The organism is Paenibacillus sp. FSL M7-1046 (assembly GCF_038007405.1).
Classification (GTDB): Bacteria; Bacillota; Bacilli; order Paenibacillales; family Paenibacillaceae; genus Paenibacillus_AQ.
Genome location: NZ_JBBOXB010000001.1, coordinates 5,628,068 through 5,645,583 on the forward strand (window position 1 = coordinate 5,628,068; position 17,516 = coordinate 5,645,583).

The 17,516-nt window shown below is 44.5% G+C and carries 25 protein-coding genes and 1 pseudogene; 16 read left to right on the top strand and 10 right to left on the bottom strand.

Features of this window, described 5'->3' with window-relative positions; translation table 11 throughout:
* Positions 1–91 precede the first annotated feature (91 nt).
* From NYE29_RS25000 to glnA, 5 genes are all read left to right on the top strand, one after another.
* Complete coding sequence (locus tag NYE29_RS25000) at positions 92–1,063, top strand: AAA family ATPase (protein WP_340899798.1); 972 nt, start codon at positions 92–94, stop codon at positions 1,061–1,063.
* 63 nt (positions 1,064–1,126) lie between these two features.
* Positions 1,127–2,413 carry a GTPase HflX gene (hflX, locus tag NYE29_RS25005; protein WP_340897909.1) on the top strand — a complete coding sequence of 429 codons (1,287 nt, stop codon included), beginning with the start codon at positions 1,127–1,129 and terminating at the stop codon, positions 2,411–2,413.
* Positions 2,414–2,569: 156 nt separating this feature from the next.
* Positions 2,570–3,823, top strand: a complete 1,254-nt coding sequence (locus NYE29_RS25010; protein WP_340897910.1) for a methionine gamma-lyase family protein — start codon at positions 2,570–2,572, stop codon at positions 3,821–3,823.
* Positions 3,824–3,906: 83 nt separating this feature from the next.
* Positions 3,907–4,317, top strand: a complete 411-nt coding sequence (locus tag NYE29_RS25015; RefSeq protein ID WP_036656080.1) for a MerR family transcriptional regulator — start codon at positions 3,907–3,909, stop codon at positions 4,315–4,317.
* A gap of 30 nt (positions 4,318–4,347) precedes the next feature.
* On the top strand, positions 4,348–5,676 hold the full coding sequence (gene glnA / locus NYE29_RS25020) for a type I glutamate--ammonia ligase (RefSeq protein ID WP_038593006.1): 1,329 nt from the start codon (positions 4,348–4,350) through the stop codon (positions 5,674–5,676).
* Between the two features lie 117 nt (positions 5,677–5,793).
* Here the strand turns inward: glnA and NYE29_RS25025 are convergent.
* The 3 genes and pseudogenes from NYE29_RS25025 to NYE29_RS25035 all read right to left on the bottom strand — a co-directional run bounded on the left by NYE29_RS25025 (position 5,794) and on the right by NYE29_RS25035 (position 7,320).
* Positions 5,794–6,540: pseudogene (locus NYE29_RS25025) on the bottom strand (tyrosine-type recombinase/integrase).
* A 230-nt stretch (positions 6,541–6,770) separates the two neighbouring features.
* Positions 6,771–7,088, bottom strand: a complete 318-nt coding sequence (locus NYE29_RS25030; RefSeq protein WP_076109501.1) for a hypothetical protein — start codon at positions 7,086–7,088, stop codon at positions 6,771–6,773.
* Between the two features lie 13 nt (positions 7,089–7,101).
* Positions 7,102–7,320 carry a helix-turn-helix domain-containing protein gene (locus tag NYE29_RS25035; RefSeq protein WP_083675496.1) on the bottom strand — a complete coding sequence of 73 codons (219 nt, stop codon included), beginning with the start codon at positions 7,318–7,320 and terminating at the stop codon, positions 7,102–7,104.
* Between the two features lie 126 nt (positions 7,321–7,446).
* Between NYE29_RS25035 and NYE29_RS25040 the strand changes: the two genes are divergently transcribed.
* The 3 genes from NYE29_RS25040 (at position 7,447) to NYE29_RS25050 (ending at position 8,584) form a co-directional block, all read left to right on the top strand.
* Positions 7,447–7,650 (top strand): hypothetical protein, encoded by a 204-nt coding sequence (locus tag NYE29_RS25040; protein WP_076109502.1) that lies wholly within the window; start codon positions 7,447–7,449, stop codon positions 7,648–7,650.
* Positions 7,651–7,670: 20 nt separating this feature from the next.
* Positions 7,671–7,844: a hypothetical protein gene (locus NYE29_RS25045; protein WP_179091688.1), complete on the top strand. Its 174-nt coding sequence runs from the start codon at positions 7,671–7,673 to the stop codon at positions 7,842–7,844.
* A 62-nt stretch (positions 7,845–7,906) separates the two neighbouring features.
* On the top strand, positions 7,907–8,584 hold the full coding sequence (locus NYE29_RS25050; RefSeq protein WP_076109503.1) for an HNH endonuclease signature motif containing protein: 678 nt from the start codon (positions 7,907–7,909) through the stop codon (positions 8,582–8,584).
* Between the two features lie 961 nt (positions 8,585–9,545).
* On the opposite strand, the gene NYE29_RS25055 is transcribed toward NYE29_RS25050, so the two are convergent.
* Genes NYE29_RS25055 through NYE29_RS25065 form a run of 3 tightly spaced genes read right to left on the bottom strand, consistent with a single transcriptional unit; the run spans position 9,546 to position 9,975 of the window.
* Positions 9,546–9,686 carry a hypothetical protein gene (locus tag NYE29_RS25055; protein ID WP_340899799.1) on the bottom strand — a complete coding sequence of 47 codons (141 nt, stop codon included), beginning with the start codon at positions 9,684–9,686 and terminating at the stop codon, positions 9,546–9,548.
* Positions 9,646–9,798, bottom strand: coding sequence for a hypothetical protein (locus tag NYE29_RS25060; RefSeq protein WP_340899903.1), 153 nt, complete (start codon positions 9,796–9,798; stop codon positions 9,646–9,648). The genes NYE29_RS25055 and NYE29_RS25060 overlap by 41 nt, the downstream gene beginning before the upstream one ends.
* A 36-nt stretch (positions 9,799–9,834) precedes the next feature.
* On the bottom strand, positions 9,835–9,975 hold the full coding sequence (locus NYE29_RS25065; RefSeq protein WP_179091689.1) for a hypothetical protein: 141 nt from the start codon (positions 9,973–9,975) through the stop codon (positions 9,835–9,837).
* Between the two features lie 98 nt (positions 9,976–10,073).
* Between NYE29_RS25065 and NYE29_RS25070 the strand changes: the two genes are divergently transcribed.
* Positions 10,074–10,205 carry a hypothetical protein gene (locus tag NYE29_RS25070; RefSeq protein ID WP_256718041.1) on the top strand — a complete coding sequence of 44 codons (132 nt, stop codon included), beginning with the start codon at positions 10,074–10,076 and terminating at the stop codon, positions 10,203–10,205.
* A gap of 16 nt (positions 10,206–10,221) precedes the next feature.
* Here the strand turns inward: NYE29_RS25070 and NYE29_RS25075 are convergent, their stop codons facing one another.
* The gene (locus NYE29_RS25075; RefSeq protein ID WP_144024247.1) at positions 10,222–10,422 is read right to left on the bottom strand and encodes a hypothetical protein; all 201 of its coding nucleotides are present in this window, start codon (positions 10,420–10,422) and stop codon (positions 10,222–10,224) included.
* 112 nt (positions 10,423–10,534) lie between these two features.
* On the opposite strand from NYE29_RS25075, the gene NYE29_RS25080 reads away from it, so the two are divergent.
* From NYE29_RS25080 to NYE29_RS25095, 4 genes are all read left to right on the top strand, one after another.
* A complete protein-coding gene (locus NYE29_RS25080) occupies positions 10,535–11,341 on the top strand; it encodes a hypothetical protein (protein ID WP_076109506.1) in 807 nt (268 codons plus the stop codon).
* Positions 11,342–11,462: 121 nt separating this feature from the next.
* Positions 11,463–11,882 carry a hypothetical protein gene (locus NYE29_RS25085; RefSeq protein WP_340897912.1) on the top strand — a complete coding sequence of 140 codons (420 nt, stop codon included), beginning with the start codon at positions 11,463–11,465 and terminating at the stop codon, positions 11,880–11,882.
* A 3-nt stretch (positions 11,883–11,885) separates the two neighbouring features.
* On the top strand, positions 11,886–12,218 hold the full coding sequence (locus NYE29_RS25090; protein ID WP_076109508.1) for a hypothetical protein: 333 nt from the start codon (positions 11,886–11,888) through the stop codon (positions 12,216–12,218).
* The gene (locus NYE29_RS25095; protein WP_076109509.1) at positions 12,202–12,435 is read left to right on the top strand and encodes a hypothetical protein; all 234 of its coding nucleotides are present in this window, start codon (positions 12,202–12,204) and stop codon (positions 12,433–12,435) included. Before NYE29_RS25090 ends, NYE29_RS25095 begins: the two co-directional genes overlap by 17 nt.
* Before the next feature lie 113 nt (positions 12,436–12,548).
* Here NYE29_RS25095 and NYE29_RS25100 read toward each other — a convergent pair whose 3' ends face one another.
* Entirely contained in the window at positions 12,549–12,740 is a 192-nt protein-coding gene (locus NYE29_RS25100; protein ID WP_076109510.1) for a hypothetical protein, read from the bottom strand.
* Positions 12,741–13,207: 467 nt separating this feature from the next.
* On the opposite strand from NYE29_RS25100, the gene NYE29_RS25105 reads away from it, so the two are divergent.
* Positions 13,208–13,375, top strand: coding sequence for a YopX family protein (locus tag NYE29_RS25105; protein WP_256718048.1), 168 nt, complete (start codon positions 13,208–13,210; stop codon positions 13,373–13,375).
* A 335-nt stretch (positions 13,376–13,710) separates the two neighbouring features.
* Here the strand turns inward: NYE29_RS25105 and NYE29_RS25110 are convergent, their stop codons facing one another.
* Positions 13,711–14,472, bottom strand: a complete 762-nt coding sequence (locus NYE29_RS25110; protein ID WP_083675498.1) for a hypothetical protein — start codon at positions 14,470–14,472, stop codon at positions 13,711–13,713.
* A 382-nt stretch (positions 14,473–14,854) separates the two neighbouring features.
* Here NYE29_RS25110 and NYE29_RS25115 point away from each other — a divergent pair, with 382 nt between their 5' ends.
* The gene (locus NYE29_RS25115) at positions 14,855–15,262 is read left to right on the top strand and encodes a hypothetical protein (RefSeq protein ID WP_076109512.1); all 408 of its coding nucleotides are present in this window, start codon (positions 14,855–14,857) and stop codon (positions 15,260–15,262) included.
* 194 nt (positions 15,263–15,456) lie between these two features.
* A complete protein-coding gene (locus tag NYE29_RS25120; protein ID WP_218642517.1) occupies positions 15,457–15,591 on the top strand; it encodes a YjcZ family sporulation protein in 135 nt (44 codons plus the stop codon).
* Between the two features lie 457 nt (positions 15,592–16,048).
* Here the strand turns inward: NYE29_RS25120 and NYE29_RS25130 are convergent, their stop codons facing one another.
* A complete protein-coding gene (locus NYE29_RS25130; RefSeq protein ID WP_340897914.1) occupies positions 16,049–17,407 on the bottom strand; it encodes a hypothetical protein in 1,359 nt (452 codons plus the stop codon).
* Positions 17,408–17,516: the final 109 nt, after the last annotated feature.

The window sequence follows — 17,516 nt, forward strand, 5'->3', positions numbered from 1 at the left end:
AAGTATAAAAATCCTGAAACTGCTAATAAGACCTCATGTACCGGAATAGACTTACTTAGAGCAGTCAGCCCTGGATAATGAGGTGAATAAGGTGAACGGACGCGTAGCGGCAGCAAGCGGGCGGGAGGAAGGCAGACCGTCAAGGCAAATCAATATTGTGCTGCGGAATCAAGATCCCCCTCCGATGAGCAGTGCGGTGAGCGACAGCAGCAGTGGAGCCGCACTCCCCAAAAATCACGGCCATAGCGGACTGTTCCAGGAGTTAAGCCGGGAACTTGATGGTCTTGTTGGCTTGGATAATATCAAGGAGCTTGTATTTGAGATATATGCGCTTCTGCAGATCGCCCAGATGCGCAGCGAGGCAGGGCTTGCCAGTGGCGGCCAGGCTTACCATATGGTCTTCAAGGGCAATCCCGGAACCGGTAAAACGACGGTAGCGAGGATTGTCGCCAAGCTGTTCCAGCGGATGGGTGTATTAAGCAAGGGGCATCTGATCGAGGTAGAGCGAGCGGATCTCGTCGGCGAATATATTGGACATACCGCCCAGAAGACACGTGACCTGGTGAAAAAGGCGCTCGGAGGCATCCTATTTATTGATGAAGCCTACAGTCTTGCCCGCGGTGGAGATAAGGATTTTGGAAAGGAAGCCATCGATACGCTGGTAAAATCCATGGAGGATCACCGCAGCCAGTTTGTGCTGATCCTGGCCGGGTACTCCGGCGAGATCGATTATTTTCTGATGAGCAATCCGGGGCTGCCTTCTAGATTCCCCATACAGGTTGAATTTCCCGACTATACGATTGATCAGCTGCTGCAGATTGCCGAACTTATGGCCAAGGAACGCGATTATATTTTGATGCCGCAGGCGATACTCAAGTTAAAGCAGCATTTGCTGGTGGAGAAGACGGAGAGCCTTCATGCCTTCAGTAATGCGCGCTTTGTGCGCAATTCGATTGAGAAAGCCGTGCGTGCACAAGCAGTACGCTTGCTGAACCAGTACGAGAGCAACAGCCCCGGCAAGCAGGAGCTGATGTCACTGCGGGCTGAAGATTTTAAGCTGTAAAACAAAATATGATTAACGGATGATATACCTCAGTGGGGTATGGAGATAAGGAGCATTGAATGCATGACGACAACACATGATACACAAACAGATATCCAGGACCGGGCAATATTAGTCAGTTTGGTGACGGACAAAATTAAGCGCACCGGCATTGACCCGGAGCTTTCCCTGCAAGAATTGGTGCAGCTGGCGGAGACAGCCGGTGTCGAAGTGCTGGACGTGCTGCGCCAGAACAAGGAAACTCCTGATTCCAAATGGTTCATCGGCAAGGGGAAGGTAGAAGAGCTGCGGATGGCTGCAGATGGTTTCGGTGCGAATACGGCAATCTTTGACCAGGAGCTGTCCGGAGCGCAGGTGCGCAATCTGGAGGAAGCTCTGGATCTGAAAATTATCGACCGCACCCAGCTGATTCTGGATATCTTTGCCGGACGGGCGAAGACGCGGGAAGGTATTATTCAGGTAGAGCTGGCACAGCTCTCCTATCTGCTGCCGCGCCTCTCCGGGCAGGGCAAAAACCTGTCCAGACTCGGCGGCGGTATCGGCACAAGAGGACCAGGGGAAAGCAAGCTGGAGACGGACCGCCGGCACATCCGCAACCGGATTGATGAGCTGAAACGCCAGCTCGACGAAGTGGTGAAGACCCGTGAGCTGCATCGTGAACGCCGCCGCAAGAGCGGTGCCGTACAGGTGGCCCTTGTCGGATATACAAATGCAGGCAAATCGACGCTGTTGAAGCAGCTCACGGATGCAGATGTATATATTGAGAATCAGTTGTTCGCTACACTTGACCCAACTTCACGTGTACTGCAGCTCCCGTCAGGCAAAGAGGTTGTGTTAACGGATACGGTTGGATTCATACAGAATCTGCCGCATGATCTGGTGGCATCCTTCCGTGCCACTTTGGAGGAAGTGAATGAAGCGAATCTGGTGCTGCATGTAGTCGACGCCTCTTCTCCAATGCGTGAGGAACAAATGGAGGTTGTCCAAGCCATTCTCACGGATCTGGGTGCTGCCGGGAAGCCGCAAATTACATTGTTCAACAAAAGCGATATCTGTCAGCCGGAACAGCTGGAGATGCTTCCTGCAGGCCCGGAATATTTAAAGATCAGTGCTTTTAACCCTGAAGATCTAACTCTGATCCGGGAGATCATCGAAGATTCGCTGGCAGGGGATACTCTGACCTTCCGGATTCCAGGTGACCGTGGTGACCTGTCTTCATTGCTCTACCGTGTAGGCGAGGTGTTGGAGCAGCAGTACGACGAGAATGATGTGCTCTACAATGTCCGCTTAAACAAAGAGGATTATGAGAAATGGGGCTACAAGTTAGCGGAGTTCGTAGTACAGGAATAAACCATCATTTTGAGCAAGTCTCAAAATAAATTAAGGAATGCATTGAGTGTCCCCACAAAGCATGGATATCTCCTTCGGTCTTCGAAGCCGAATCCTACTGTGTGGGGCTAATTCTTGATGTTAAGTAAATGTAATGTAAGGGGAGAACAAGGGGAAATGGCTGTTTTTGCAGAGGATATTTTACATGCGGCAGAGGCTGCAGAACTTGAAATTGAAAGTGCGGTAAAAAAGCTGGACCGGATAGTGGACCACAATCAGTGGAAGGTTATTGAGGCGTTCCAGCGGCAGCAGGTGAGCGATTTTCACTTTGCGGGTTCTACCGGTTATGCTTATAATGACCGGGGCCGTGAAGTGCTGGATCTTGTATATGCCGAGGTATTCGGTGCGGAGGCGGCACTGGTTCGGCCTCATTTTGCTTCTGGTACGCATACCATCTCTACGGCGCTTTTTGGTGTACTGCGTCCAGGAGACGAATTGCTGTACATCACAGGACGCCCATACGATACGTTGCATAAAGTAGTTGGCAAGCCCGGTGACGGGACAGGCTCTTTGGCCGATTTTGGGATCGGCTACCGTGAGACCGCTTTAACCGGTGAAGGGAAAGTAGATTGGGACGAAGTAGCGCTCGCTATAAATGACCATACAAAAGTTATCGGAATCCAAAGATCGCGTGGCTATGATTGGCGTTCTTCCTTTGCGGTCGCAGAAATCGGCGATATGGTAACAAAAGTGAAAAGGTTGAAACCGGATGTCATCGTGTTCGTAGACAACTGTTATGGAGAATTTACGGAAGAGCTTGAGCCTCCCCAGGTGGGAGCCGACCTCGTCGCAGGTTCACTGATCAAGAATCCGGGTGGGGGAATCGCTGAGACAGGCGGATATATTTGCGGACGCAGCGATCTTGTCGAGCTGGCGGCCTACAGGCTCACAGCACCGGGGATAGGCGGAGAAGTGGGCGCGATGCTGGGAACAACACGCGGACTCTACCAAGGGCTCTTTATGGCTCCACACACGGTGGGGCAAGCGCTCAAAGGCAGTATCTTTGCAGCTGCTGTCTTTCAGCGCTGCGGGTTTACGACCAAGCCAGCCTGGGAGGAACCGCGTACGGACCTGATCCAGGCGGTTGCTTTTGACGGGCCGGAGCATCTGATTGCCTTTGTGCAGGGGATTCAACGTGCTGCAGCCGTTGACAGCCATGTTGTGCCAGAGCCTTGGGATATGCCTGGTTATGAACATCCTGTCATTATGGCGGCAGGAACGTTCATCCAGGGTGGCAGCTTGGAGTTATCTGCGGATGCGCCGATCCGGGCGCCCTATATTGGCTATATGCAAGGCGGATTAACCTATTCTCATGTGAAGTACGGTGTGTTGATGGCGCTGCAAAGTATGCGGGATAGAAATCTTCTGTAAGAAAAACTCACACACCATTGACACGCGAAACCAGGAAATGTACAATGAGATGAGAAAAAGATCATTGGAAGGTTGGATGAGTCATGGGTGATGAAATCCGCAGAAATATGGCACTATTTCCTATAGGTATTGTAATGAAGCTAACCGATTTATCTGCCAGACAAATTCGTTATTATGAGCAGCACAGTCTGATTGTGCCCGCTCGTACCTCAGGCAATCAGCGTTTGTTCTCATTTAATGATGTGGAACGCCTGTTGGAAATCAAAGCATTAATCGAGAAGGGTGTTAACATTGCCGGCATCAAGCAGGTGATGAACCCAGTCACGAAGGAATCCGAAGAAGCTACGGTTATTACCCCTGATACAGAGGTTAGACGTAGAGAGTTGTCCGATTCACAGCTTCATCGTTTGCTGAAGCAGGAACTGGTTTCCGGTAAAAGACCGGGACAAGTCTCTCTTATTCAAGGCGAACTTTCCCGGTTTTTTAATAAATAACATAAAGAGACATGAAAGGGAGAGGGTATAGTGAGCTTTTCTAAAGAGGATATTATGCGCATCGCCAAGGAAGAAAACGTCCGTTTTATTCGCCTGCAATTTACCGACTTGCTCGGAACGATCAAAAATGTAGAGATTCCTGTTAGCCAGCTCGAAAAGGCGCTCGACAATAAAATGATGTTCGATGGTTCCTCCATTGAAGGTTATGTCCGGATTGAAGAATCCGACATGTATCTCTATCCCGACCTCAGCACATGGGTAATCTTCCCTTGGGTGACTGACAGCCGGGTTGCTCGTCTGATTTGTGATGTGTACATGCCTGACGGAACACCGTTTGCCGGAGACCCGCGTGGTATTCTGAAGCGTTGTCTGGAAGAAGCCGAAGAAATGGGTTATACCGCGATGAACGTTGGACCTGAACCTGAGTTTTTCCTCTTCAAAACTGATGAAAGAGGGAACCCAACTACGGAATTGAATGACCAAGGCGGATATTTCGATTTGGCGCCGATGGATCTTGGAGAGAACTGCCGCCGCGAAATCGTATTGACTCTTGAAGAGATGGGCTTTGAAATCGAAGCTTCCCACCATGAAGTTGCTTCCGGCCAGCATGAAATTGACTTCAAATATGCTGATGCCATCAAAGCTGCTGACCAAATTCAAACCTTTAAGCTTGTCGTGAAGACGGTAGCCCGCCAGCACGGCCTGCATGCTACTTTTATGCCTAAACCACTTTTTGGAATGAACGGATCCGGTATGCACGCTCACCAATCCCTGTTCAAAGGCAAAGAGAATGTGTTCTACGATGAGAGCGACACACTTGGCCTGAGCAAGACAGCCCGTTACTACATGGCAGGTATTCTGAAGCATGCCCGTGCGTTTGCTGCAATCACGAACCCGACAGTGAACTCTTACAAACGTCTGGTTCCCGGTTATGAAGCGCCTTGCTACGTAGCATGGTCCGCCAGCAACCGCAGCCCGATGATCCGTATCCCTGCTTCCAGAGGGCTGAGCACTCGCATCGAGGTCCGCAATCCGGATCCGGCTGCTAACCCTTACCTTGCACTTGCTGTGATGTTGAAGGCAGGTCTTGACGGCATCAAGCGCCAACTGGATCTTCCAGCTCCAATCGACCGTAACATCTATGTGATGTCAGAAGAAGAGCGGATTGAAGAAGGCATCCCTAGCTTGCCATCCGATCTGAAGGAAGCGTTGAACGAAATGATCCGCAGCCATGTCATCACCGAAGCCCTCGGCGAACATGCGCTGGCTCACTTCTATGAACTGAAAGAAATCGAGTGGGATATCTATCGCACCCAGGTTCACGAGTGGGAAAGAGACCAGTACATGACTCTTTACTAGAATACAGCAGCCCTTGACGCGTAAGCGTTGGGGGCTTTTCTTTTTGTGGGCGTGGGAGTAGTGAAGGACTCTTAAATTAATAGTGCCCACAAAATGCCCACAAATATTTTGAGGTGTCTATTCGAGGATGGATTTCATGTGGGTTTCATACTTTTCCATACTGCTCGCTTCAATCTTTTTGGAAACGTGGGAATAGACGTCCGCAGTAATTCTCATGCTGCCGTGTCCCAATCGTTCTTGTACATACTTCATACCATTGCCTGCCTCTAGGAGTAGCACAGCATGGGTGTGTCTCAGAGAGTGGATCGGCATTGATGGAAGCTCTGCACGCTTAAGAATTCGCGAAAAGGAATTAAAGAGGGAAGACTTAGGGCCCCACGCTTTAACTCTCCCTTTAATAGAAACCCCCCTGCATGGATTTTTATCCAATTTCCCGAGAGTAACTGCTTTTTCCAACGCACTGTTCATAGTGTTATGGGTAATTTCAACGGTGCTTTTGCTGTATTTTTCGCCAAGGTGATTAAGAAATTTTTAATAACCAATCGGCTGTACTTTTCGGAGCATGATAGCCTGAAAGTAAGGTTTGATATGGTTTTTGATATTGTTCTGATGCTGAATCAAAGTATTCTTCCGGACTGTACCAACCTTGTACTCCTGTACATATTGCTCCAGATAATCGACTAGAGGTAAATCTGTCTGTTCATAACCTTCTGATATTTTCCTCTCTGCGTTTGCCGCTGCAAGCTGGGCTTCCTTCTTGGTCTCAAAGCCGCGTTGCGACTTTTCTTTAAATTTCTGAGTTATGGGGTCTTTGTAACGAATACGATATTCCCAGCCTGTGCTTTGCTTCTTAAAACTTGCCATTTCACTCCTGCCAACAGAATGTTTGTTCGCTTTTTTGTGTATAGGAAATAGCCTTTCGGCTACGAATCCTCAAGATAAAGGTTTCATGCTGTGACCTATCCGACGAAGAACTGCAGAAATACCGTGAGATGCCGCAAGATACATTCTGGGATTATCATAGCAAGCCGCATATTACACCATCCAGAAAAACAAAAGGAGCATAGAGGATATATTCCTCTTGCTCCATAGAATTAACCTCTATTCCGAACTTTCCTAAAATGTCTTTTCACTATGGTTCTACCCGTTAATCTCTTAGATATTTTACGAACTTTTTCTCTATATTTTTCTTTTTCTTTTTCACTTATGGCATGCCTATTAATTTCATCAAAGAGATGGTCAAGACGAAGATTTATTTCCTCACCCAGGATCACTACAACATTGCTGAATTCATCATCAATCTGGGTTTCGAAATAATTAACTAACTCGTTCTTGTCTTCGAAATCCTTACAAATAACATCAAAGACTATTTTTTCTTTCTTGTAATTCCAAAAATGAGTTTGCTTAATCATTATTCATACTCTCCTAATCATTTTCTACATCAAGATGCATTAATTGTTCAATACTCGTGAGCCCTAAAGCTAAAACTATTTTTTCTAAATGTTCCCGATTTATTGAGGTACGCATGTTATTGCATATTTCGCTTATTGCAGCTTTGCGAATCCCAGTTTTCTCGGCCAAAGATTTTTGAGACATACCGCGTTCATCTAATAGTTCTTGGACTTTAATGGTTATCGACACCATGCGTTCTTCCACCTCCAATGAGTTGATTCTATCACAAGACACGAAATTACGCAATTTCGTAATTTATGTGTTGACGATACGGAATAACGGAATGTAGTAACCATTTAGTAAAGGGAGGGACAACTTGTGGATTTAATTACTCGACTTGAAGCCTATGTAAGAGATGAATTGCAGCCGAAGTATACATACCCTATTGGGCTGGTGCATACGAAGGCATTCGAAGAAGCAGGGAAGGGGCGATTGTATATTTGGATTGATAAGGGTGTGACGTTTGAGCACAAGTTCATTGAATTGCCAGAGAAACTATATACTTCAGGAAAAAACTCCTGACCCAGAGAAAGGAGATTCCTATGGATACAAAAACGGTCAACCTTGCAAAATTGGAGGATCAACCACAAGCAATTAGAGAAGCAATTGCCTTTTATGCAGCGCACAGTGTACTGCCAATTCACTTCACCGCAGCCGAACGTGAACGTCATTATTCAACATTAGAGAAGGCTGGTTACTTGGAACGAATTTCCTGAATCCCGTAGCGAAACCGGATAATTCAAGAAATAAAATTCATACATAGGAGGTGCAAAAGAGCATGGGAGAACACAAAACATTCTGGAAGCCCGAGAAGCAGATTAAAGAGAAAAAGACCTACGGCAGTCTGGGATCTAATAAACCAAAGACTAAGAAGGAAGTTCCAGAATGGAAGAAAGGTCTCCTTGCTCATCATCAAAAAGGCCAAAGTTCTAAAGATCGAGGCGAGTTTAATGACGATGTACTTGCTGAAATCATTGCCGAATCCAGTGGTACTTGTCCTATATGCAAATGCGCTCCATCAGACACAACTCATCATGTTATGCCCAAAGGACGGAAAGGTCGCGGTGTGAAGACCAATGGATTAAGACTGTGCTGGCCTTGTCATGATGCCATCCAAACGAATGAAGAAGCCTTGCAATACTGGATATCGGTATTCCGTGACAAATACGGGGATCACTTCTGGTTTGATGAAAAAGATTGGGACGAATACAATCATAAGCTTGCTGTTCAGCAACAGAAGGAACAAGAAAAGCAGCAACGTGAAAATCAGATACAACCAGTAGTAGATCTCTTATCTGCAGCAGCTGGCCGGAACTTGAAGGGGAAAGAGGTTTGCTTGCTCCAATTATTTGAGGATAAGGATATGGCAGTATTTGCAACGCTAATGGCGGATGTATTCGGCAGACCACTAGAAGAACCGAAGGTTTATAGCTATGGTGAACGCTTTGAAGATTAGGAGTTGATCGAAATGGCTAATGTTCGAGATACTGCTTATCGGCAGAATCTTACCAATAAAAGAGAAATGGGACCGATATTCGAATCCCATGAACTACAACTTTACAGAAAGTTAGAAGAGGTTGATTATCTCATCGCATGTATCTCCAGCGAAGCGACAACGTGTTGTGTAAGTTCAGACTATTGCAGAGAGTTCATTCGAACACAGGTAACAGACATTTCGAACACAGGTAACAGACATGATCGATCAGATAGCTTAAAAACGGGAAAAGGAATGAAAGTCCAGATCTCGAAAAGCGAAGTGAAATTACAAATACTTCATATAACAACGAGAAAGAGTGCTAAATATGACTGAACTCAGCCCAGCAGCTAAGGAATTATGCGAGGACAATTACGCATCGAATTGCGGGCGTTGCCCACTCCGGCTTGCATGTGTACAGAATGTAGGTCCGGGGAGAGAGAGGCATATGACCGCTGTCAGGGAGAGGTGAACACCGAGGAAGAGATTTTAGTAAATAAATAAGCGCCGTATTTTCGGCGCCATTCAATAAATTTCATATCACTTGCGAGAATTTCTGCTCTTCACTGACATGAACGCTAAACCAGTAACAAGAATGATGAAAAATATGGTTAAATATTCCATGAATAGCACCTCACTATTCTGTTTTCTAATTCCAGATAAATTATACCATAATATGGATTATTCATTATTGCGAATAAATAAAGAGGCATAACACCGCCAGGAAGGAGATAACCCATTGATCCTACAAGGTGACAACATACAGAGAGGAGGATGCTTGTGATTCTTCAAGGCGACTGCTTGGAGATAATACCCACCATCGAAAGCAAAACAATCGACATGATTCTCTATCGGTATTGAGAAAGAACCGGAGTACGTCGAACTGTCTAAGCGGCGGACGGCAATTATACAGCAGCAGTTAATTTAAGGGATCAGCAAGCCCCTAACTAAAAATTAAAGGCACAAAGAATATGAGAAAGACAATAAGTACGATAACACTGCTTATTCTACTCATGATGAGATAGGCATCACTGGGTTCGGAGTCACCCTTTACCATCCATCCATAACGCATGTACCAACCCATTGCCGGAAAGAAAATATTCAGTATCGCAAGCAACATGAAAAGTATAGCGAAGACCACCATTTTTACCAGCTCCTTTATTAATATTACTCAGACTGAGCAAATGAGGTTGCACATTTAGGGGCTGTCATAGCCCCAGGGAGGGGGAAACTTACTTATCTTTAGGGGGCTTAGGTTTTTCCGCCTGATACATGGCTACTCCAAATACAATTCCTAATCCGCCACTTATTACAATGTTGTCGAAAACAATGGCAAAAGATAAAAAGTGCAGATAGCATTCTTTTCTTTCCATTCAACATACAACACCCTTTTTCAATTATTTAACAATTGTACGTGACTTATCAAGATTAGTTTCGAGAGGGCATAGGCTCATAAGGAGAGATGAACGATATGACAAAACAACCAAAGATGAAGAAATCTGGACTGAAGCCGGGCGACAAGGTGATCATGCACAACTGTTACGAGGTAGTGAGGCTTGAGGGATACGGCGGCGGCTTTGCTACTGAATATCTGAAGAAGTAGTCCGATCAACCTAAATCTAAAAAATGGATTTCAAAAAATTAGCAGTATCTTTGTCTACTTTTATTCTGACTGGTTCGCCATACCAAGAAAAAACTCTTTCATATTTCTTACCCGTCATACCTAAGCTTAACATTGCTCGTTCCATCAAATTAATACAGTCTTCATCACATGTTCTATTTCGGTGTAGATCACTACAGACAATCACTATTTTTTTCATAACGATCACCTCAGGACTAGGATTAACTCATTTTAGATTATACAACAGTTCATTAAATAAGTTAGTGTTTCAAAAAAAAATACATCATCTAACAACGAAGGAGACTTATATCATGACACCAGAACGGCAAGAAGAGAACAAGCTCAAGAAGGGTGACCTGGTTGTAATGCACACTTGCATTGAATCCGAGGAACACCCCGGAAAGATATGGACGTGCAAAACAGATCAGTTTACGCGAGGGAAGGGAGTAATCGCACAGGATTCTGTATTCCTCGAAGGCTACAGCGGATCGTTCGCACCTGAATTTCTGCAGAAGGTAATACTGCCGGCTGAGGACGAGCGCGCGCTGGCTACTCTAGAAGAGGCAGAGCAACAGAACAAGCGTCTGGAAGTTAAGCTTCAGGCGAGCCGGGACAGTGTATATCCCCTATCCGTTGAATGGGACGAATGCAAGGTTGAGTTGGCAGAGTCACAAACGAATTACAAATGCGTCCAGGAAACATTGGAATTTACAGCAGGAGCATTAAGCATTGTAACTGAGCAAAAGTTAGATCTGGAGAAGGCGCTGGCAGAGGCACAGCAGACCATTGATGCTTATAGGATCGCCGTAGGCAACTGCTACTCTGTAATGTCCAGACGGCACAAAGAGGTTTGGGAGGCACAACAGACCATAGCCCGGCAACGGGAGGAACTGACATGGCATGGGGATATTGGGAACTACGAGGTGGGAAATTACACGCTGATTGCAGATGACAGCCTTGATGAATGGGAATCATTTGTACTGCAGGATGTGGGGAAACGCGGTCGGGCAGCACTGGAAATTGAGCAATCGTCCTGCTGTTCCAACCCAAATGTGCAGACCGTTAATAATGAATTTGTGATTAACACCACCTGCTGCATGAATTGCGGACAACACTGAGGGATGAATTGTCTCGCCTCTGGTGTGGATGTGGGCAACCGGCTGTACATCAAGTACCAGATGAACCAACACACCATAGATTTCAGTGTGTTAAATGTAACGAAGGGTGGGAGACGCAGCCGTGACACAGATACAGACAATGACCAACCCGGAGCTTAACCGGGCGCTGGCGGAGTTGATGGGATGTAAGGTAGTCAAAGTCTCTGAGGGTGAATTTGCCTATGAGTTACAGGATTCATCGGGACATTGTATTAATACGGACGGAAGAGGCTGGGAAAGCGAACAATACGCATGGGCAGGCGCTCCTGACTACTGCACTGACCCTGCTGCCTCTCTAGAGGTACAGTCAGCAGCCATAGCTAAAGATGCTGATGCCTATGTGCAGAACCTTGCAATCGTCAAATGGGGACAGCCTGATGAAGACGTTGAGGACACAGCGGTTTGGAATAAAACGATGAGATATTCAATTGCCGAACTGCTTACCGCAAGACCCCGAGAGAGGGCAGAGGCGGCATATATCACGATGCAGGGGGTGAAATAGCATATGTACTATTTACGCAAGGAGCCGGAGGAAAAGACGATTCCGCCCATTCCTCTAACTAACGGTAACATCATACCGGAGCGGAAATTCATGAGCGAAGATCGGGCAGTATACAAGGCCCGCGAGTTCTCTCGCTTCTATCGCGGCGGATTTAAAGGAATTGTTGGGCGCTACCAAGGCATGAAGGTGTACACCTGCAAGACGCTTAAGCGAATCATTGAGCTGAGGGAAACCACGCTTAAGGCCTGCGGCGAGTTGTTTGATGTGTACGACGAGAACGGGAAGGTTGAGCTTCCAGATTATGAAGGAGGGTCACAGAATGAGCAGAATAGTTGAACCTAGATACGACACAGCAGGCAAGCTTATACAGGAGCATGACGTGCTGAAAGACGAAGAAACTGGAGAAATGGCGTTAGTCGTCCAAACGGAAAATAAAGCGGGCGTAAGAGGACTGGCAGTTCAGAATACGATTATTGGACTCGGGGACTGGCTGGACGTTTATCCAGATGGTGTCTGGACTGTCGTGGGTAACGCTGGAACTTTGATAGTATGATGCGCCGTACGAAACACCAGATCATTAAGGGAGTAGGAGTATCCCTCCTCTCCCAAAGGCAGAGTAGACGCAAACTGCTCACTGGCGATTTCCAAAAGAGCTCGTTTTAGGGTTTAAAATTTATCGGGATTTTTAATTCTAATTGAGGCTACTTCTCCGCACTTTTTACAAAATGTATACATAACCGGGGAGCCAAAAGAAAAAGTTTTACCGATTGGCATTACTCTAGCATCCACAGCGTTCACTTCACCTTTAGCAAAGGTAGTACTTCCACAAGCTTTACAAGTTAAGTTTTCTTGATTCATAATAACCATCCTCAATAAAATATTTAACAATTAATACGAATTGTACCAAAGGCAGGTTTCATTATTAAAAGTGCTATGTGACTTTCGGAAGACATAACGCAATAAACACAAATACGAAAGACGTAGTGAAAACGGCTTCTGAAAATGGTTCCATTAGATGATGCACAGTTCGAAGATACATGACATAAGGGGATAGAGGAGGTTACAGCCCTCCTCTCCCACCAAGGGAGGATAAGTAAGATGGACGTTCTACTTGACAAGGTAGTTAAAACACGGAAGCCTCATAAATGTTTGGGATGCAACGAAGTTATTCCTGAAAAAACGGAAGGCGTTAGGTTTGCAAATATGGCAAATAAAGGCAGTGTTTATTCCACTTATACGAGGCATTCGGAAACTTAGTAAAGACGCCATACGGACTATATATCATTCCAATAAATCTATTCTCAAATAGTTTACCGCAGTATTCGATTGATCCAAAGACAGTCGGTCAACACACCGGATTGAAGGACAATAATGATCGGGAAATTTATGAAGGAGACATCGTACAGATTCCGGATCTTTACGAGACTTCTGAGAACACCAGCACGACTTACCACACGGAAGTTATTGATTTCGAAGAACATGGATGGAGATAGGGCGGAAAGCGCATCATCGAAGATTACATCTACATCTCTGTTGAAGGTGAGATTGTTGGTAACAAGTATGATAATCTGGAATTGCTTGAACAGTCAGAGGTATAAGCGGGAGAAGAGGATATGAGCACCGATATTAAGTTTTTGCAGGATCTGCAGTCTGAACTGAACAGTCAGGACAATGATTCCCAGGCAGCCCAAGGTTTTGGACAGCGGGAGATTACCGTTGGGTAGAGTGTAACAATGGCAATCGGATTAGCGGTAGCCGCATGTTATAAATTACCGCCAATCAAAAGTAACAACCACGTCGTTAATGTGACCAAAAACTCATTATCGCGTTAATACCAGGTCAAGAATGCATCAACTTCAGCAATGGATAGATCATATTCCTTTTCGACTCCATTAATAAGGGTAATCGTGAGAATAGCTCTATCACCAGTCGGTTGTTCTGGTGTTGTTGTTGGTTTCGGAGTTATCGTGGCTGTAGGAGTTGGAGATGGTGTAGTAGTTGGTGTAACCGTTGGTGTTGGTGTAACTGTTGGTTCTGGTGTAGCCGTAGGTGTAGGAGACGGCGCTGTTGTCGGTGTTGCTGTAGGTGTTTCTGTTGGTTCAGGGGTAGAGGGAACTACCGAACCAAAAAAGTCAATTTCATAAACGCTAGCTCCACTCGTTGTTGTTACAACAATAGATTTTACCTCGGAATATGTAGTTCCTAAACTAGTCAAAACACCAATTGTAACAATATCAGAGTGTGTTGCTATAATTTTATTTTTACTATCCAAAAACTTGATTTCAAACTTATCAGAAGCTGCGAAAGATTTTAAGAAATATCCATTTATATTCGCTGTCTCTCGAGTTCCTAAGTCAAATTGAAAAGAGTTAAGTGTACCACCATTTGATAACCCCTTGCCAGTATTTAAATAATTATCAGTAATAGAGTTAATGGTTTCTCGGAAAGCATAAGTTTGAGTACGATAATCCCAATCTCCATGAGTCACAGCATAACCATTAAAAATACCACCAGTTTGAGCAAAGGCACCGTTTAAAGGAATTACAGTGAAAATTAGTAGAAACATAAGAACGATCTTCTTTCTTTTCATTTGTTTAGTTGCACTCCTTAGTATGTATTATAGTCACCTACTTTACAAAAATAACAAGGGTTGTCTAAACATATATGTATATATCTGCAATAAAGTGAGTGGATGAAGACATTTTCTTTTTTATTCCAGTTGGTGAATAAGTTACTTGCGAACTCGGCCCGGTAGGGGGCCATAAATTTTATTGATATAAAGAAGTGTATCCAACAAACACTAACATCAGGATATATTCCGAAATCGATTATGATTGCAGGCACCCATTTTGTGCGAGAACGATTTGAATTTAGAGCATACATAAAATAGGTTGAAGTTATCATCGTCTGTCCAATCAAAATTCCTCTCTTTGCATACTCTATGAGTATAAATAAAGAGGAGGTAGTTTAACATGGCACAAATCATAGATGTAGGAAGTAGTACTGCGACAACAGGAAGCCAAACGGTATCCATTCCCATTCTCGCGCCGGCTCAAAATTTAATCTTAGCTGAGTTTGGACTAGCTACCGTAGCAAGTGGAAGTGTTCAACTGGATACAACTATTGGTTTTCAAACGACATTGGGTGTTCCAAGTGTGATTTTCACTTTGTACAGAGATGGACAACCTATTTTCAATGTGGGAGCTAGTGGACTTTCGATTTCAGCAATTCAACCTATTACTATTTCATATTTGGATAGAAGCGTTCCAGAAGGGTATCATGCATATTCTTTAGGCGTGGCCAATAACAGTCTCAATATTTTACTGAATACTGCCAGTGTTACTGGACCGGTTACCTATTCTGGAATATCGATTGGATGAGTTTCAAAAGCCCGTCAACCTTAACTGGTCGGCGAGCTTTTTTTCTGTTTATATAAAAATACTCAGTAAACACTGGACTCCGCAACAAGCCAGTTTTGTGTTCATTCCCCCATAATTCGATTCCTATTTACCCAAGCACAGATAAAAATCCCACATATTCTAAGTTGTATCCAATTGCAGAGGAGGAATAACGAATGAGTGGAGTTGTTGGAGGATATGGCTGTGGACATGAAAAAGAAGTTAAATGTATTAGTCCTTTTACGTCGACAGGTGCAATCTTGGTACTCTTTATCTTGTTGGTCATCATTACAAAAGCCTGTATATTCTAAATTTTATTCAATTACAAAGGGGAGACTGTAATGGGTGAATTTGCTGGGGGATATGGTGGCTTTACTTCTACCACTGCAATTCTGGTTCTGTTTATCTTGTTGGTTATTATTCTTAGTACGTGCTTTATCTAAATGCATATCGTTTGGGAAAGTGAAAGCTTGTCAACCTAAACTGGTCGGCGGGCTTTTTCTATTTATACGATAAATTCTGTAAATACCGGACTCCGCAGCATGCCGGATTTGGTTCAGTTCCTCATAGCCGGGGCTCCGGATTTTCCCGGCCTCCTAGGAGAAAGTCAGCCGGTGTCCGTCTATCTTTGGTTCAAAATATAATCATTGTGGCTGAATGGACCAGCAGTAGTTTGTAATAACATTGGGAAAATAAACATAAAAAACCTCCTCTATCCAATTATAGCGCTTGGCTAAAAGGGAAAGAGGAGGTAAGTCCTGGGAAAGATTATTCGGAAGTTGTATACTCACTTACTTCATAGGTTAGTATTTTATCAAATACGACATAATCTTTACGCTTTTTGAAGGGGCCTTTGTTGTTGCTATGTTTATCAATTGCATACATCCCAGGGCCTCTACCTGCATCACGGGCATCATACCAGGTTAAAAATGCATCTACTTCAGCGATGGGGAGATCGTACTCCTTTTCTACTCCATTTGTCATCGTAATCACCAGTATAGCTCGATCACCTGGTTGTTCTGGTGTCGGAGTTGGTGCTGGAGTAACAGTTGGCTTTGGAGTCGTGGTTGGTGTAGGTGTAGCCGTTGGAACTGGCGTACTCGTAGCTGTAGCAGTTGGTGTAGGTGTCACAGTTGGCGTCGGGTTAGGCGTAGTAGTAGGTGTTGGGTCCGGTGTAGTTGTCGGAGACGGAGTTGTTGTCGGAGAAGCCGTCGGCGAAGGACTAGGTGTTGGAGAAACTGTTGGTTCAGGTGTAGCGGTTGGTAACGGTGTTGGCGTAGGTTGGTTTGTTAAATAACCATATACTTTAAAATCATATACTTTTAGATCATTACCCGCATTACCTAAAAAGATATAACGTACTTTGTCTACGTTTACGGAAAGTTCTTGTTTAGTTAATATTTCTCCTCCAATAACGCGTTGAGATAGTTTGATTTCAGTACCCTTTTCATCATAAAAATAGGCACTGAAAGCTTGATTTCCCCCATTTGCAAATTCTACTTTGAATTTCGAAATATAGTATTCTTCAGGTAACTTAATCCAGAATCCTGTAGTAGATGATTTGTAATTTCCAACTTGTCCAAATGTAGCCACATTTTCGTCTGTTAGTTTATCTGTAGTTATATTTCCTGTATTTATTCCACTACCAAGTGTGAATAATTTACCGAGTACGATATCGGTTGGTGTTGGTGTCACTGTCGGTGACGGCTCAACAGTAGGAGTTGGAGTGTTGGTTGGTTGTGGCACTTCAGTATTACTACTACTAACTGCTACGGATGCACCGGTTTTATCTCTTCCCGCATAAAGATACGGACCTGCAGACCATGACATTTTATCGGCTTGGTAATAAGTTTCTATCTTTGTGATTAATGTTGAAGGAATATTGAAATAGTGTGGATCTGTGGTTTTGAATACAGAATACTCCACATACTCAGTATCAGAAGTGTAGACCAGCATTTTATCAATCCCCCAGCTAGATATAAGGAAGATAGATTGAGTATTAAATGCTGGATTGAAAATTGATGTTCGTACCATTGCTTTCGATGCTGTTGCTGATGCAGCAGATCCTACAGATAAGGATGAGAAAACAAGTAGAATAATCAGAGCGAAAGTCCGTAATCTTTTCATTTGTTGTACCCCTTATTATGTATATTTTCTTCTTATAGAAATTTCATTCTGGTGTCTTAGCAACCCTGCCTTTCCTATAATTTACATGAGTGAATTTTAACGTTCATGG

Coding starts and splice junctions, on each gene's coding strand:
- hflX (WP_340897909.1), top strand. CDS start 1,127: ATGACGACAACACATGATACACAAACAGATATCCAGGACCGGGCAATA.
- NYE29_RS25010 (WP_340897910.1), top strand. CDS start 2,570: ATGGCTGTTTTTGCAGAGGATATTTTACATGCGGCAGAGGCTGCAGAA.
- NYE29_RS25015 (WP_036656080.1), top strand. CDS start 3,907: ATGGGTGATGAAATCCGCAGAAATATGGCACTATTTCCTATAGGTATT.
- NYE29_RS25030 (WP_076109501.1), bottom strand. CDS start 7,088: ATGATTAAGCAAACTCATTTTTGGAATTACAAGAAAGAAAAAATAGTC.
- NYE29_RS25035 (WP_083675496.1), bottom strand. CDS start 7,320: ATGGTGTCGATAACCATTAAAGTCCAAGAACTATTAGATGAACGCGGT.
- NYE29_RS25045 (WP_179091688.1), top strand. CDS start 7,671: ATGGATACAAAAACGGTCAACCTTGCAAAATTGGAGGATCAACCACAA.
- NYE29_RS25050 (WP_076109503.1), top strand. CDS start 7,907: ATGGGAGAACACAAAACATTCTGGAAGCCCGAGAAGCAGATTAAAGAG.
- NYE29_RS25055 (WP_340899799.1), bottom strand. CDS start 9,686: ATGGGTTGGTACATGCGTTATGGATGGATGGTAAAGGGTGACTCCGAA.
- NYE29_RS25065 (WP_179091689.1), bottom strand. CDS start 9,975: ATGGAAAGAAAAGAATGCTATCTGCACTTTTTATCTTTTGCCATTGTT.
- NYE29_RS25070 (WP_256718041.1), top strand. CDS start 10,074: ATGACAAAACAACCAAAGATGAAGAAATCTGGACTGAAGCCGGGCGAC.
- NYE29_RS25075 (WP_144024247.1), bottom strand. CDS start 10,422: ATGAAAAAAATAGTGATTGTCTGTAGTGATCTACACCGAAATAGAACA.
- NYE29_RS25080 (WP_076109506.1), top strand. CDS start 10,535: ATGACACCAGAACGGCAAGAAGAGAACAAGCTCAAGAAGGGTGACCTG.
- NYE29_RS25090 (WP_076109508.1), top strand. CDS start 11,886: ATGTACTATTTACGCAAGGAGCCGGAGGAAAAGACGATTCCGCCCATT.
- NYE29_RS25095 (WP_076109509.1), top strand. CDS start 12,202: ATGAGCAGAATAGTTGAACCTAGATACGACACAGCAGGCAAGCTTATA.
- NYE29_RS25100 (WP_076109510.1), bottom strand. CDS start 12,740: ATGAATCAAGAAAACTTAACTTGTAAAGCTTGTGGAAGTACTACCTTT.
- NYE29_RS25110 (WP_083675498.1), bottom strand. CDS start 14,472: ATGAAAAGAAAGAAGATCGTTCTTATGTTTCTACTAATTTTCACTGTA.
- NYE29_RS25115 (WP_076109512.1), top strand. CDS start 14,855: ATGGCACAAATCATAGATGTAGGAAGTAGTACTGCGACAACAGGAAGC.
- NYE29_RS25120 (WP_218642517.1), top strand. CDS start 15,457: ATGAGTGGAGTTGTTGGAGGATATGGCTGTGGACATGAAAAAGAAGTT.
- NYE29_RS25130 (WP_340897914.1), bottom strand. CDS start 17,407: ATGAAAAGATTACGGACTTTCGCTCTGATTATTCTACTTGTTTTCTCA.